Origin of the sequence: Streptomyces sp. NPDC101160, assembly GCF_044768205.1 — a bacterium.
Classification (GTDB): domain Bacteria; phylum Actinomycetota; class Actinomycetes; order Streptomycetales; family Streptomycetaceae; genus Streptomyces.
Genome location: NZ_JBIWPJ010000011.1, coordinates 163,134 through 177,429, shown reverse-complemented (window position 1 = coordinate 177,429; position 14,296 = coordinate 163,134). Strand labels below are relative to the sequence as shown.

Genomic DNA, 14,296 nt, shown 5'->3' with positions numbered 1-14,296 from the left:
CGGGGCGGACGGGGCAACCGGGGGGCTAGCCCCACCCCGTACCCGCGTGCCTGCCGGATGGGGAGCTGATGCCGGATCAACAAGGCTGTGAGCATGAAGACTTACGCAGGAATCGCCCTCGCCGCAGCCGCCCTGACCTCCGCCACCCTGACCGTTCCCGCGGCCCCGGCCGCAGCGGCGACCGGGGCCGCCGGGGTCGCGACCGGGTCCGCCGCCCTCGCCTGGACCCCGTGCGGCGCCGTCGACCTGAACCAGGAGTGCGCCACCCTCTCCGTCCCCCTCGACTACGCCGACCCCGACGGCCGCCAGGTCTCCCTGGCCGTCTCCCGCATCCGCAGCGCCGATCCCGCCGCCCGCCGTGGCACCCTGCTCGTCGTGCCCGGCGGCCCCGGCAGCTCCGGGGTGCAGCTGCTCGGATCGAGGGGCAAGCGGCTCAAGGGCGCGCTGGGGGAGGCGTACGACCTGGTGGCGTTCGATCCGCGGGGCGTCGGCGGCAGCTCGAAGGCGGACTGCGGGCTCGACGAGGCGGACCGGCACATCACGACCCTGCGCGCCTGGCCCACCGCCGACGGCTCGATCGAGGAGAACGTCGCCCGCTCCCGCCGGATCGCCGAAGCCTGCGCCCGCCACGGCGGCCCGGAGCTGCGCGGCCTCACCACCGCCAACGAGGTGCGCGACATGGACCGGCTGCGGGAGGTGCTCGGCGAGGAGAAGATCTCGGCGTGGGGCACCTCGTACGGCACGTACGTCACCGCGCAGTACGCCCAGAAGTTCCCGCGCCGCACCGACCGGATCGTCCTCGACAGCAGCGCCGACCCGAACCCGAAGTACGTCGCCCGGGGCTGGCTGCGCGACATGGCGGCCGCCGCCGACATCCGCTTCCCCGACTTCGCGGCCTGGGCGTCCCACCCGGACCGCGCGGCCGACGGCCTGCGCCTCGCCGACCGCCCCGAGGACGTCCGCCCGCTCTTCCTCGACCTCGCCGCCCGCCTCGACCGGGCGCCCAGGCCGACGACCACGCCCGGGGTGCCGCTCACCGGCAATGTGCTGCGGCAGGCCCTGCAGCTGGCCCTCTACTCCGACTCCCAGTTCCCGTCCCTCGCCCGGCTGATCGCACAGGCCCGCACCGAGGGCGAGACGCCCGTCCTGCCGGGAGCGCTGGCCGGCCCGATGCCCGACGCGGACGCGACCATCACCGTCGGTGTCATCTGCAACGACGTGAAGTGGCCCCGGTCCGTCCCGGCGTACGAGCGCGCCGTCGCGGCCGACCGCGTCGCCCACCCGCTGACCGCCGGCATGCCCGTCAACGTCACGCCCTGCGCCTTCTGGAAGGGCGGCCCCGTCGAGAAGCCCACCCGCATCACGGACGCCGGCCCCTCCAACATCCTCATGATCCAGGGCCTGCGCGACCCCGCCACCCCGCACTTCGCCGGCCTGAAGATGCGCGAGGCCCTCGGCGCCCGCGCCCGCCTCGTCTCCGTCGACCACGGCGGCCACGGCATGTACCTGAGCAACGGCAACGCGTGCGGCGACGCGACGGTCACCCGCTTCCTGCTGACGGGTGAGCGGCCGGCCGCCGATGTGACCTGCCGCTAGTGGTCGGGCCGTCAGGCCTCGGCGGGCTCGTGCAGCTAGGCCTCGGCGGGCTCGGGCCGGGTCTCCGGGGACGGGCCGGCCGCAGCGCCCGGGGCGGGGGCCGGGGCCTCCGTACCCGCACCCGTACCCGTATCCGTATCCGTACCGGTATCCGCCTGCGCCTCCGGCTCCGTCTCCACGTCGAACTCCTCGATCAGCTCCTTGCTCAGCCCGAAGAAGTACGTGGCCAGGAAACCCACCACGTATCCGACGAACAGCCCGCCCGCGTAGATCGCGACCGTCGTGCCGAGGCCCTTGTCGCCGGCGAGGAGCGGGAAGAGGGCCCAGCCGGAGGGGCCGATGGCGGTGGAGCCGACCTTGTCGCCGAGCATGCCGAAGAGGCCGACGAAGCCGCCGCCGAAGGCGCCGCCGACGCAGGCGGTGACGAAGGGGCGGCCGAGGGGGAGGGAGACGCCGTAGATGAGGGGTTCGCCGACGCCGAGGAGGCCGGCCGGGAGGGCGGACCTGATGGTGCGGCGCAGGGAACCGTTGCGGGGGAGCCGGAGGTAGACGGCCATGGCCGCGCCGACCTGGCCCGCGCCCGCCATCGCGAGGACAGGGAGGAGGACGGTGTAGCCCTGCTGCTCGATGAGGGTGGTGTGGATGGGGATGAGGGCCTGGTGCAGGCCGAGCATCACGAGCGGGAGGAAGAGGCCGCCGAGTACGAAGCCGGCGCCGGCGCCCGCGTGCGCGAGCAGCCAGTTCGCGAGGTCGCCGATGGCCCGGGAGACCTCGCCGGCCACGAACATCAGGCCGAAGACGGTGACCAGGCCGGCGACGAGCACGGTGAGGGTCGGCGTGACCAGGACGTCCAGGGACTCCGGTACCCAACGGCGGCACCACTTCTCCACGTACACGGCGAGGGCCGCCGCGCCCAGGGCGCCGAGCACCCCGCCCTGGCCGGGCGAGAGGGGCTGGCCGAAGACCTCGACCTTGGCGACGCCCGCGAAGACGATGACGGAGGCGACGGCGCCGCCCAGGACGGGCGTGCCGCCGAACTCCTTGGCCGTGTTGTAGCCGACGAAGACCGCGATCAGGGCCATGAAGCCGCTGGCGACGGCGGCGAGCGCCGGGGTGACGCCGGGCAGCCATCCGAGGTTGAGGAGAAGGCCGTTGAGGCCGGCGATGATGCCGCAGCCGATGAGGGCGGGGATCAGCGGGACGAAGATGTTCGCGACGCGGCGAAGCAGCTGCTTGAAGGGGGTGGCGTTCTTCGCCTTCCTGGCCGCCTTGATGGCCGCGCCCCGCTCGGCGAGGGTCTTCGGGCTCTGCGCCTCCGCCTCCGCCGCTGCCAGCGTCTCGAACTCGGGAGCCACGCGGGCGACCGTGCCCGGACCGAGGACGATCTGGTACGTGTCGTCCTCCACCACCCCGAGCACGGCCGGCAGCGCCTTCAGGGCCTCGTCCTGGACGAGCGAGCGGTCCCGCAGACCCAGCCGGAGCCGGGTCATGCAGTGGGCCACGGAGCTGATGTTCGCGGGGCCGCCGACGAGGGGGAGGAGCGCGGCGGCGATGGCGCGGTTCTTGTCGTCTGTGCTCACTCTCCGAGTGTCACGGCGTGGGCTCCGTCGCGTGCAGCGCCGCGCGCAGGTGGCCGCGGGAGTCCGCCAGCCGCCGCTCGGCGGTCTTGGCGTCGATGTCGGCGAGGATCATCAGGATCGCTGTCTTCGCCTCTCCGTCGGCGGCCGCGAGGGCGTTCTCGATCTGCTCGTCCGGCGCGCCCGTGGCGAGTGCCACGATCCGGCGTGAGCGGGCCTGGAGCTTGTCGTTGGAGGCGCGGACGTCGACCATCAGGTTTCCGTAGGTCTTGCCGAGCCGGATCATGGTGATCGTCGAGATCATGTTGAGGACGAGCTTCTGGGCCGTGCCGGCCTTCAACCGGGTGGAACCGGTGAGGAGTTCGGGTCCGGTGACGACCTCGATGCCGTGCTCGGCGGCCGCGGCGAGCGCGCTGTCCGCGTTGCAGGACAGGCCGATGGTGAGCGCGCCGAGCGCGCGGGCGTGTGCGACGGCGCCGACGGCGTACGGGGTGCGGCCGGAGGCGGAGACGCCGACCACGATGTCGTCGGCGGTGAGCCCGAGCGCGGTCAGGTCGGCCGCGGCGAGCTCCGCGGAGTCCTCGGCGCCCTCGACGGCCTCCACCATGGCGGCGGGGCCGCCGGCGATGAGGCCGACGACCTCGGACGGGTCGGTGTTGAAGGTGGGCGGGCACTCGCTGGCGTCCAGGACGCCGAGCCGGCCGGCCGTACCGGCGCCCATGTAGACGAGCCGGCCGCCGCGGGCCATCCGCTCGGCCGTCGCGTCGATGGCGGCGGCGATGGCCGGGAGCTGCTCGGCCACGGCGGCGGGGACGGTCTGGTCCTCCTGGTTCATGAGCGCGGCGATCTCGGCGGTGGGCAGCCGGTCGATCTCGGCGAGCTCGGGCCGGTACGCCTCGGTGGCGAGGGTGGCGAGCTGGGCGCGCAGTTCGGAGTACGTGGCGGACACGGGTGGCTCTTTTCGGCGGGCGGCGGTCAGAGACGGGCGGTCAGCGGGGGGCATGGGACACGGGACACGGGATGAGCGGTCAGCGGTCAGCGGTCAGCGGCTGCGAGGGGCGTGGCGGTGGGCCAGGGCCTCGTACGAGGCCGCGAGGGCCGGGGCCGCCGTCTCGTACGTGCGCTGCGTGACGCAGGTGAACAGGCAGTCCACGACCAGGAGTTGGCTGGTCCGGGACGACATGGCGGCCGGGCGCAGCTCGCTCTCGCGGGCGGTGGAGGTGGTCAGCACGTGGTCGGCGTACTGCGTCACCGGTCCGTCCGGGCGGCCCGTGATGGCGACGGTGGTGGCGCCGTGGTCGAAGGCCACGCGCAGCGGTTCTATGACGTCGCCGGTCGAGCCGGAGTGGGTGATGGCGATGGCGACGTCGCCGGAGCGGAGCTGCACGGCGTTGGTGACGGCGAGGTGCGGGTCGCTGTGGGCGTGCGCGATCAGGCCGATGCGGAGCAGCTTCTGGCCGAGGTCCTGGGCGACCAGGCCGGAGGCGCCGACGCCGTAGATGTCGACGCGGCGGGCGGTGGCGAGGGCGGCGACGGCGGCGCCGAGCTGCACGGTGTCGAGTCCGGCCGCGGTGTCGGCGAGGGTCTGCTGCTCGTCGTACGCGAGCTTGGCGACGACGTCGGCGACGGGGTCGTCGACGGCGATGTCGGCGGTGACGGAGGGTGCCCGGCCGGACTGCTGCTGGGCGGCGAGGCCGGCGAGGGCGAGCCGCAGGTCGCGGTAGCCGGGGTAGCCGAGGAGGCGGGCGGTGCGCACGACGGTCGCCTCGCTGGTGCCGGTGAGCTCGGCGAGGCCGGTGACCGTGAGCGCGGCGCAGCCGGCCGGGTCGCCGGCGACGGCCTCGGCGACCCGCTGCATGGAGCGGGTCATGGAGGGGGCGAGGGTCCGCACCTTGGCCGCGAGGGCGGCGGGTGCGGGCGGGGCCGCGGCGGTCCCGGGCCCGAGGGCCCCGGTGCCCGCGCTGGTGAAACTTTCCTTCACATCATGGGTCACAATTGAAAGATATTTTCGGCCGGAGAGGGCGTCAAGAAGGGCGACAATGTGAACATGGACGACATCGACCCCGTGGAGCAGTCCCTTCATGCCGCCCGCGCCCTGGTCCTCGCCGACCTGGTGGCCCGCGAGGTCGCCATGGCCGAGGTCGTCTCGATGGTGGAGGACGCCGTCGCGCACCGCCGCTGGTGGGTCGAGCAGTGGCCCGAGGGGCGGGCCTTCGTCGCCGGCCTGATCGCCCAGGACGTCCAGGACGCCCTGCTCGAACGGTACGGCCGCTGGCCCCTCTGCCCGGTGTGCTCCTCGGGCGACCCGCACGCCCTCGACGTCGAACCGGAGATGGGCCCCGACCCGCACTGGGTCTGCGGCAAACAGGGAGTGGTGGTCGCCCCAGTGGGCGGTCTGACGTGACCCGGGCGTACCGGACGGGGACCGTGAGGCCGAGGCCCGAGCGGCCGAGGCCCGACCGGACGGGGACCGTGAGGCGGAAGCCCGACCGGAGGGGGACCGCGCGGCCGAGGCCTGACCGGACGGGGACCGTCAGGCCGAGCCCCGAGCGGACGGGAGCCCGGCCGTGACCCTCTACATCGACCCGCCGACCTGGCCGGGCCACGGCCGCATGTGGTCGCACCTGGTCAGCGACGTCTCCTTCGACGAGCTCCACGCCTTCGCGGCCGTCATCGGCTGCCCGCCCCGCGCCTTCGAGCGCGACCACTACGACGTCCCCTCCGACTACTACGCCTCCGCCGTGGCGGCGGGCGCGGTCGAGGTCGGCTCGAAGGAACTGCTGCGCCGCCTGACCAAGGCGGGCCTGCGCCGGCCGAAGGGGAGGCCGGTCGGCTGAGGCCGGCCGACCCGGCCTCACAGGAACGTGACACCGACCTGCATGTGGATGTGGTCCGTGTGGGAAGCGCGGAGCTTGGCGTTCTCGGTGCCGGCGGCGGCGTCCGGGGCGTAGTCCGGGTAGATCACGAAGCCGGTGCCGCCGAGATCCGGCATGGGCCACTTGTTGGCCCGGCCGAACGCTGTCGCCTCGCACTCGAACGTGCCGAAACGGAAGGCGGTCGAGAAGAGCCCGAACCCGAGGGCGTCCGTGGCGGGGCTGATGCGGACCTTGACGCCGGGCGCGAGCGGGAGGTTGCCCCAGTCCTTCTTCACCGACCGGGTGAACGCGGTGCCGTTCACGTCCCCGACGAAGCCCGAGAGATCGAGCGCGCGACCTTGGTTGTGGCAGTCGTTGGGAGGGCCGTTTCCGTGCCCGATGCCCAGGTGGAGGAGTTCGGTGACGTTCGGCGCGGAGGAGTTGATCCAGCGAGTGAGGCGGTACAGCGCGATCAGCATGATCTGGTCGAGGTTGTCGATGACCGTGGTCGTCGGGAAGACCTGGTTCGTGTAACGGATGCCGTCGATCGACGTCGGGCTCACCACCACCCGCTGGCCCGGCTTCGGTGACACGATCCCGGCCGGGCCGTCCACGAACGCCGGGCTCTTCAGAGTCAGTTTGCCGCGCCGGATCAGATCGGCCATGAGCCCGTTCGCCTGGGTCGGGGAGAGCAGCCGGGCCGGGGCCACGCCCCCTGAGGGGGTGGGCGCGAGACGGAAGGAGGCGTCCAGGGGACCGCTCGCGTCCACCCGATCGGCGTCCACGTCGAAGCGCTGGAACTCCTCGTCGCGGAAGAAGTACGCGAACCTGCCGCCCGGGTAGACGGCGGCGTCTATGCCCTCGGTGAAGAGCCCGGTCCAGTGGTCCGCGATCGGGAGGGGATAGCCGGGGTCCACCCGGTCGGCGGTGATGTCGTACCGCACGTACTTGTCGCCCCTGAAGAGGTACAGCTTGCCGTTCCCCCAGTTCACCGCCGCATCGATGCCGGTACGCCAGTCGGGGCCGCCGTCCGCGCCGGTGGGCAGACCGGCCCAGCCGAACTCGACCGTGAACGGGTCGTTCGGCGGCAGGTACTCGGGGTCGACCCGGTCGGCCGGCTCGTCGTACCGGAGGTACGTGCTCCCCGTGAAGGCGTACGCCTTGCCCGCACCCCACCAGACGAAGGCGTCCGGGGAGTGGGGCATGTCCCTCCACTTGCCGATGGGGAGTCCGGAGTCCTCGCGCACGCCCGTCACCGAGTCGTACCGGTCGTAGGTGTCGTCGGCGTGGAAGAGGTACGTCTTGTCGTTCGGCCAGGAGACGGCCGACCTCACGGTGGTCATGGTGGTCTCGGCTCCTTCCCTGCGTTCTTCCCCGCGCGGACGGGCCGCTCGGCGGCGACCCGTCCGCTTCCCTTCCCTCACAAAGGCTTCGTCACAGGACGCCGGTCCACCGGCAGCCCGTCGGTGCGCAGTTCCAGCCGCGGCCGTAGCCGTGGACGAGCGGCGGTGGGTCCGCCGGCAGCGGCCCGTAGTTGCCCCTCGGCTGCTGGTGCACGCGCTCCTCCTCGCCGTCGGCGTCCTCGTCCCGGAACGTGAAGACGATGCGGTACGGCAGGTAGTGCTCCCGCCGGTCCACCGCCGGCACCTGTTTCGGCAGATCGAGTCGCATGGTTCTTCCTCGGATCGGGCGGGACCGGACCGGTCACGGGGACCGCGGCGGCCGGTCCCGCCGAGGATGCCGGACTCAGAACGGCAGGACCTGGCTGAGCAGGCCGCCGAGGAACCCACTGGCCGCCGCACCGCCGGAGGCGTCCCAGCCCTCGGGGTGCTTGCCGCGCTCGACGGGTGCGGACTGCTGCGGCAGCTGGAGCCGGAGCTGTCCGGCGGGGGACCGACGGGGCGTGTCGCCGCCGCCGTCCTCGTGAGCTCGGGTCTCGTTGAACATGGTGCTCTCCTTCCCTCACTTCTCCTGCGTTCGGGGTGCGAGGTCCTCAGATCGGGATGATGTCGCCGAGCAGGCTGCCCAGCAGGCCGCTGGCCGCCGCGCCGCCGGAGGCGTCCCAGCCCTCGGGGTGCTTGCCGCGCTCGACGGGTGCGGACTGCTGCGGCAGCTGGAGCCGGAGCTGTCCGGCGGGGGACCGGCGCGGCATGTCGCCGCCGGTCTCCTGGGTGGTGTGGGTCTCGTCGTACATGACGGTTTCCTTTCTTCTTCGGACCGGTTACGGGGTCCCGCTGTCGCCGTCAGGCGTAGACGCCGTGGCCGGCGTAGCACATCTGCCGGGCGGGGCCGGTCATGTCGGCGCAGGAGGACCTGGCGGCCTCGACGCCGGTACGGGTGCCCCCGGCCTCGGCCGCTGGGCCCTCGCGACGGACGGGACGGGCCTGGAGCGGTACGGCTCCCGGGCGGTTTCGGCGGGTGTCCATGGCACTGTCTCCTTTCGGTGGAGGTGGTCGGCGGGTTTTCGGTCGGCTCCGCTTCACTTGGAGTCGAGGAACGTGTGGACCGGGGCGAGGGTGACCGGCAGCTCGTCGCTCACGTCGATGGTGAACAGGTAGGAGAGCCGGGACCTGCGCTCGTCCTCCGGGTCGTAGAAGGTCACGGTCACGTCCTGGCAGTCCGAACCGACCCTGCAGTAGGGGCTCTTGGTGACGGTGATGGTGTCGAGCGCGTACAGGTTCATGGTGGAACCCGGCACCTTGCTCGCGGACAGCAGCCCGTCCTTGATCTTGTCGCCGAACAGGAAGGCGTTGGTGCCCATGAAGTTGAGCGCGCGGTCGGCCGAGGTCTGGCCGAGGTTGCGGAACTGGTAGTAGATCTTGTCGAGGAACGCGCGGATCGTCAGACGCAGCTGTTCCTCGTCGCGGACCTGCACCCTGGACTGCTGCCGCTTGTCCTCGGACTGCTTCACATCGGCCTCCTTCGAGACCTCGTGGAAGACGGCGTCGACGAGCGCGGCCTCGTTCCACGTCCACAGGCCGCGGCTCTTCACCTCGACCACCGGCACGATCTGGCCGGAGTAGAGGCGCGTGGTGCGGTCGGTGAGGACGCCGGGCACGGAGACGCGGGAGATGTATCCGCCGCGCTCCTCCTCCTTGTCCGGGTCGAGGGCCTGGCCCGCGATGGCGTCGCGGAAGACCCGGTAGACCGTCGACACCGGCGGATGGGCGAACATCCTGAACAGGTCGGCGTCCGTCTTGCCCTGCTCGGTGGCGAGGCGGGCCGGTGCCTTGCGGGCCTTCATGGCCTCCGCCGGAGGGACGAGCGGCTCGCTCCAGTCCATGCCCGCGGAGGGCTCGGCCTCCAACGCGTACACCGTGGCGCCGTCCATGGTGAGGGTCCAGGTGACCTTGTCGGAGACCCAGGGGAAGCTCGCGAGGTAGTCGCGGAGCTGGCGGGGACTGTACGGGTCGGGCGCCTGCTCGACCGGCTTGCCGTCTACCACCGTCTCCACGTACGGCATCTGCTGCCGGAAGCTGTCACGGCGCGCCTCGGTCGGGTAGTCGAAGCCGATGGTGCCGATGGCGTAGATCAACTGCCGCGGGGACCCGGTGCCGCTGCCGCCGCAGCTGCACGCGGCCGGGTCCCCGCCGCAGTCGCAGGCGGGGCGCACCCCGGCGCTCGTGGTGGTGTGAGGGGCGTGAACTGGGGGCGCAGTTGGGCTCGATGTGGCGGCGGCCGGTGCGGCGGCTGCGGCGACGGCGTGGACCGGGGGCGCGGGGGCCGGGGCGGGTGCCTGGAGTGGTGCCACCGCGGGCGGCGTCGCCGGTGCCGGCGGGACCGGGGGCGGGGGAGGCGCGCCACCGTCGGCGGCGATGCCGGCCGGTACGGGCGGGGCCGCAGGTGCGGGGGCCGCGGGCTGCGCGGGCGCGGCGGGTGTTCCGTCCGAAGCGGGCGCTACCGCCGCGGCGGGTGTCCCGTACGAAGCGGGTGCTACCGCCGCGGCGGGTGTTCCGTACGAAGGGGGCGCTACCGGCGCGGCGGGTGTTCCGTACGAAGCGGTTGCCCCGTACGGCGCGGAAGTCTCGTGCCCGGCCGGGGCGGCGTTCGGTGCCGGGGCCTCGGACGGCGTGGGGGCGGCGGGAGTGGTCACGGCTGTCTCCTCTTTCCTGGTGGCGAGGGCGAGAGCCCGGACGGCGTCCAGGCTGCCGCCGAGCCCGCGGCGGCAGGCCGGGGCGTCCGGGTCGGCGCAGTCGGCGGGTGCGGTGGCGGTCGAGAGCAGCGCCTGACCGGCGGCCCTCGGGTCCGCGACCCCGCCGCCGGCCAGCTGGGCCGCGACGAGCAGGGCCGCCGTACCGGCCACGAGCGGGGTGGCGAAGCTGCTTCCCGTCAGGGAGGCGAGACCTCCGCCGGGGGCGGCGCCCTCGATGTCCTGCCCGGGGGCGAGGATCCCGTGGGTCCGGTAGGCGCCGCCCCAGTTGCTGATGTCGAGTGGGGAGCCGTCGGCCGCGGCGGCGCCGACGGCCAGGACGGAGGGGACGGCGGCCGGGACCTGGAGGGTGTCGGCCCCGTCGTTCCCGGCGGCGGACACGACCAGGACGCCCTTGTCCTCGCAGAGCCGCAGGGCCCGTTCGAGGAGGGCGTCGGCCTGGCCGGTGTCGGTGCGTTCGCCGCCGCTGATGTTGATGACGTGCGCGCCTTCCTCGACGGCGCGCTCGATGGCACGTGCCAGATCCATCTGGGGGACCCGGCCGTCACCGTCGCGGAAGACGGGGAGGACCAGGCCGCGGCAGCGCGGCGCGATCCCGGCGACGGGGGAGTCCGGCATCCCGAACAGGAGGCTGGCCACGTGGGTGCCGTGCAGCGACATCGGGCCCGGGCCCGCCGGCTCCCCCACCAGCGTGACCAGGCGTGTGAGGTCCGCGCCGGCGAAGCAGGGGTGGGACAGGTCCACGGGGCCGTCGAGCAGGGCGACGCACACCCGGGGGTCGCCGTACGGCCCGTCCGGCCGTGGGCGGGGTTCTCCCAGGACTGCCCGAGGCTTCATCTCGCCCTGCCTTCCGTGCCCGGGGGCACCGCGTGCGGAAAAGCTTCCGGGTTTGACTGTGGAAGGCCGTCGTCGGCGGTTCGTCACCCGGAATGTGCAAGCGGCGTGCGTGGAGCGTCTCCGGGGCGTTGCCGGTCTGTTCGAGGGGGCGTTTGGCAGCCGATCAGACCCGGTGGAACGGCAGGCCGGACCGCGTTCCGGAAATTTCGCCGGCGGGGTGGCGTGGCGTGGCGGACGCGTACGGCGGGGGCGATGACGTGCGGATGCGCGGATGCGTGATCCACCGGCTGGTTGCACAGTGAGGGTGTGTCATCGAACGGCGTATACCTCGAACTTCTCGGTGCCTTCGAGCTCTCGTACGCCGGATGCCGCATCCCCCTCCCCTCGGGGGCCCAGCGCCTGTTGGCGCTCCTCGCCTTACACGCGGCCGGCGTGTACCGGGGTGCGGCAGCCGAGCGGCTCTGGCCCGACTGCAGCCCAGACAGGGCATCGGCGAACCTCAGGACCGCCCTGTGTCACGGGCGGCGGGCGGGTCCCCTGCCCACGGTGGAGTGCGTGGACCGCCGGCTGCGGCTCGCGCCCGTGGTGGAGGTGGACCTGCACCGTGCGCGGTGCAGCGCGCAGGACGCGATGGGCGACGGCCCGCCGCCGGACGATCCCGAGGCGCTGGCCGCCACTCTTGCGGAGGAGCTGCTGCCGCAATGGCCGGACGAGTGGCTCGTCCTGGAGCGGGAGCGCTGGGACGAGGTGCGGCTGCGCGCCCTGGAGAGCCTGGCGCAGAGGCTGCTGCAGGACGGGGAGTATCTGGCGGCGCTGCAGACGGCGCTGACGGCCACCGAGATCGACCCGATCCGGGAGACGGCACACCGCATCCTCATCGAGATCCACATCGCGGAAGGCAACACGGCCTGTGCGGTGAAGCGCTACAAGGAGTACCAGCGGTTGCTGAGGCGTGAGTTGGCGGTGGAGCCGTCCCCGCTCATGACGAGACTGGTTCAGGACCTCACGTCGGTGTGAGCGCCGGCCGGTCGCGGCGGACCCGGCGCGGGCGCACTCCGTCACCGCCCGCGCCGCACCGGGCGCCGCGGAGCGGCCGTACCGCTCGCGACTTCCGCCGGCCCTCAGCAGGACGCTTCGGCCGGCTCTTCACTCTGTTGGAGGGCGCTCGAAGTGATGACGCGGGACGCGGACTTGTGGAGTCTGAGGGCCAGGGTCACCGCCGCCAGGCCGAGCAGGGTCATCGCCGCGCCCGCCCAGGCCGGGGAGGCGTAGCCGAGGTCCGCGTCGATGACGGTGCCGCCGAGCCAGGGGCCGCCGGTGTTGCCGAGGTTGAAGGCGGCGGTGGTGGTGGCGCCGGCGAGGGTGGGGGCGGCGCCTGCGACGTTGAACATGCGGGCGTTGAGGGCGGGGGCCGTGTAGAAGGCCGAGACGCCGAGCAGGAAGGTGAGGGCGACCGTGGCGACGGGGCTGGAGGCCAGCAGGGCGAGCGCCACCAGGATGACGGTGGAGGCGGTGATGCCGCTGAGCAGGACGCCGAAGAGGTGGGCGTCGGCGACCCGGCCGCCGATGTACGTACCGATCAGCGCGCCGATGCCGAAGAGCGCGAGCACGCCGGAGACCCAGCCCGCGTCGAGGCCGGCGACGTCGGTGAGCAGCGGCGCGAGGTAGGAGAAGGCGCAGAAGACGCCGCCCGCGGCGAGTGCGGTGGTCAGGACGGACAGCAGCACCTGCCGGTCGCGGTAGATGACCAGCTCGCCCTTGAGGCGGGGGCGCCGCTCGGGCAGCGGGATGTGCGGGATCCGGGTGAGTACGCCGACGAGCGCGACCGCCGAGGCGGCGGCGACGGCCCAGAACGCGGAGCGCCAGCCGAGGTGCTCGCCGAGGAAGGCGCCGGCCGGCACGCCGAGGACGTTGGCTATCGACAGGCCGCCGATCATCACGGCCATGGCCCGCGCCCGCGCCCCGACCGGCACCATCGCGATGGCGACGGCGGCCCCGACCGCCCAGAACCCGGCGCACGCCAGGGCGCTCACCACGCGGGAGGCGAACAGCACGGCGTAGTTCGGCGCGAGCGCGCCCGCGACCTGGCCCAGGCCGAAGACGCTGATCAGCGCGACCAGGGTGGTCTTGCGCGGCAGCCGCAGGGTCGCGGCGGCGAGCAGCGGGGCGCCGACGACCATGCCGATGGCGAAGGCGGAGATGAGCAGCCCGGCGCGGGGGATGGAGACGTTCATGTCCTCCGCGATGGGCGGCAGGAGCCCGGACAGCATGAACTCGCTCGTGCCGAGCGCGAAGACGGAGAGGCCGAGGATGTAGACGGCCAGCGGCATACGGGTGGGGGCGGGGGTGGGGGCGGGAGACGTGGTGGTCGGCGGCGAAGACGGCATGACATGGGCAACCTGCGGTTCGTACCTGTCATTCCACCCACGGCGAACATTTCGCGATCCGGGACGGCGAGCCGGTGGCGCAGGGCCGCCCGTACGCCGGTAACTCCATGGCGCGCACGGGCCGTTGCGGCGATCATGCGACGCATGACGACCGACGACACCACCCGCTGGACCCAGGCGACCGTGTACCCCGACATGTGGGCCGACCCCGACGACGACCCGCGCAACAGTGACGGTCCCAGCCCGGACGGGGAGCTCGGCACGCTGCTCGACTGTCTGACGAACTACCGGCTGACCCTGCGCATGAAGTGCGAGGGCCTTGACGCGGAGCAGCTCGCCCGCCGTTCCGTGCCGCCGTCGACGATGTCGTTGCTCGGCCTCGTGCGGCACCTCGCCGAGGTCGAGCGCGGCTGGCGCGGCTGGATCAGCGCCGACGGCGAGCGGCCGTCGAAGCTGTACGGCGCGCGGGACGCCGACTTCGACGGCGCCGTGGCCGACCCGGCCGTGGTCGAGGCCGCGTTCCGGGACCTGGAGCGCGAACAGGCCGAGACCGACGCCGCCCTGGCCGCCTTCCCCGACCTGGGCGAGCGGGTCGGCAAGGACGGCATCGCGATCCGCGAGCTCCATGTCCACCGCATCGACGAGTACGCCCGCCACTGCGGCCACGCGGACCTGCTGCGGGAGTGCGTGGACGGGCGCGTGGGGCAGTAGGTGCGAGGCCGGGCGGTCTTCCCCTGCGCCGGCCCGCGCGGAGGAAGGGCGCTGACGCGATCAAGAGCCTTTGGCTCGTCCTCGTCGTAGGTAGGGAAGGCGCACTCGCGGACGGACGTGGCCGACCGGTCCACCGACCGGTCCGCCCACCGCGAGTGGCAGCGCGCAGCGGCGACATCCCGC

The 14,296-nt window shown here is 73.2% G+C and carries 15 protein-coding genes; 5 read left to right on the top strand and 10 right to left on the bottom strand.

Annotated features, from left to right (window positions below):
• The first annotated feature begins 93 nt into the window (after nucleotides 1–93).
• Nucleotides 94–1,596, top strand: a complete 1,503-nt coding sequence (locus tag ACIRSU_RS32135; protein ID WP_403799719.1) for an alpha/beta hydrolase — start codon at nucleotides 94–96, stop codon at nucleotides 1,594–1,596.
• A 35-nt stretch (nucleotides 1,597–1,631) separates the two neighbouring features.
• Here the strand turns inward: ACIRSU_RS32135 and ACIRSU_RS32130 are convergent, their stop codons facing one another.
• From ACIRSU_RS32130 to ACIRSU_RS32120, 3 genes are all read right to left on the bottom strand, one after another.
• On the bottom strand, nucleotides 1,632–3,176 hold the full coding sequence (locus ACIRSU_RS32130) for a PTS transporter subunit EIIC (RefSeq protein WP_403799717.1): 1,545 nt from the start codon (nucleotides 3,174–3,176) through the stop codon (nucleotides 1,632–1,634).
• Nucleotides 3,177–3,186: 10 nt separating this feature from the next.
• Nucleotides 3,187–4,122 (bottom strand): N-acetylmuramic acid 6-phosphate etherase, encoded by a 936-nt coding sequence (murQ, locus tag ACIRSU_RS32125; protein ID WP_403799715.1) that lies wholly within the window; start codon nucleotides 4,120–4,122, stop codon nucleotides 3,187–3,189.
• A gap of 93 nt (nucleotides 4,123–4,215) precedes the next feature.
• Entirely contained in the window at nucleotides 4,216–5,166 is a 951-nt protein-coding gene (locus ACIRSU_RS32120; RefSeq protein ID WP_403799712.1) for a MurR/RpiR family transcriptional regulator, read from the bottom strand.
• Nucleotides 5,167–5,220: 54 nt separating this feature from the next.
• Here ACIRSU_RS32120 and ACIRSU_RS32115 point away from each other — a divergent pair, with 54 nt between their 5' ends.
• Both ACIRSU_RS32115 and ACIRSU_RS32110 read left to right on the top strand, forming a co-directional pair.
• Nucleotides 5,221–5,577, top strand: coding sequence for a hypothetical protein (locus ACIRSU_RS32115; RefSeq protein ID WP_403799709.1), 357 nt, complete (start codon nucleotides 5,221–5,223; stop codon nucleotides 5,575–5,577).
• A gap of 163 nt (nucleotides 5,578–5,740) precedes the next feature.
• A complete protein-coding gene (locus ACIRSU_RS32110) occupies nucleotides 5,741–6,010 on the top strand; it encodes a DUF4031 domain-containing protein (protein ID WP_403799706.1) in 270 nt (89 codons plus the stop codon).
• A 17-nt stretch (nucleotides 6,011–6,027) separates the two neighbouring features.
• On the opposite strand, the gene ACIRSU_RS32105 is transcribed toward ACIRSU_RS32110, so the two are convergent.
• From ACIRSU_RS32105 to ACIRSU_RS32080, 6 genes are all read right to left on the bottom strand, one after another.
• Complete coding sequence (locus tag ACIRSU_RS32105; RefSeq protein WP_403799703.1) at nucleotides 6,028–7,371, bottom strand: hemopexin repeat-containing protein; 1,344 nt, start codon at nucleotides 7,369–7,371, stop codon at nucleotides 6,028–6,030.
• Nucleotides 7,372–7,462: 91 nt separating this feature from the next.
• Complete coding sequence (locus ACIRSU_RS32100) at nucleotides 7,463–7,699, bottom strand: hypothetical protein (protein WP_403799700.1); 237 nt, start codon at nucleotides 7,697–7,699, stop codon at nucleotides 7,463–7,465.
• A 75-nt stretch (nucleotides 7,700–7,774) separates the two neighbouring features.
• Nucleotides 7,775–7,975 (bottom strand): hypothetical protein, encoded by a 201-nt coding sequence (locus ACIRSU_RS32095; protein WP_403799697.1) that lies wholly within the window; start codon nucleotides 7,973–7,975, stop codon nucleotides 7,775–7,777.
• A gap of 46 nt (nucleotides 7,976–8,021) precedes the next feature.
• Nucleotides 8,022–8,222: a hypothetical protein gene (locus tag ACIRSU_RS32090; RefSeq protein WP_403799694.1), complete on the bottom strand. Its 201-nt coding sequence runs from the start codon at nucleotides 8,220–8,222 to the stop codon at nucleotides 8,022–8,024.
• A gap of 49 nt (nucleotides 8,223–8,271) precedes the next feature.
• Nucleotides 8,272–8,454 carry a hypothetical protein gene (locus ACIRSU_RS32085; RefSeq protein WP_403799692.1) on the bottom strand — a complete coding sequence of 61 codons (183 nt, stop codon included), beginning with the start codon at nucleotides 8,452–8,454 and terminating at the stop codon, nucleotides 8,272–8,274.
• A gap of 53 nt (nucleotides 8,455–8,507) precedes the next feature.
• Complete coding sequence (locus ACIRSU_RS32080) at nucleotides 8,508–11,015, bottom strand: S8 family serine peptidase (RefSeq protein ID WP_403799690.1); 2,508 nt, start codon at nucleotides 11,013–11,015, stop codon at nucleotides 8,508–8,510.
• A gap of 555 nt (nucleotides 11,016–11,570) precedes the next feature.
• Here ACIRSU_RS32080 and ACIRSU_RS32075 point away from each other — a divergent pair.
• Complete coding sequence (locus tag ACIRSU_RS32075) at nucleotides 11,571–12,032, top strand: BTAD domain-containing putative transcriptional regulator (protein WP_403799687.1); 462 nt, start codon at nucleotides 11,571–11,573, stop codon at nucleotides 12,030–12,032.
• Between the two features lie 104 nt (nucleotides 12,033–12,136).
• Here ACIRSU_RS32075 and ACIRSU_RS32070 read toward each other — a convergent pair whose 3' ends face one another.
• Nucleotides 12,137–13,345, bottom strand: coding sequence for a Cmx/CmrA family chloramphenicol efflux MFS transporter (locus tag ACIRSU_RS32070; protein WP_403800088.1), 1,209 nt, complete (start codon nucleotides 13,343–13,345; stop codon nucleotides 12,137–12,139).
• Nucleotides 13,346–13,537: 192 nt separating this feature from the next.
• Between ACIRSU_RS32070 and ACIRSU_RS32065 the strand changes: the two genes are divergently transcribed.
• A complete protein-coding gene (locus ACIRSU_RS32065; protein WP_403799684.1) occupies nucleotides 13,538–14,113 on the top strand; it encodes a DinB family protein in 576 nt (191 codons plus the stop codon).
• Nucleotides 14,114–14,296: the final 183 nt, after the last annotated feature.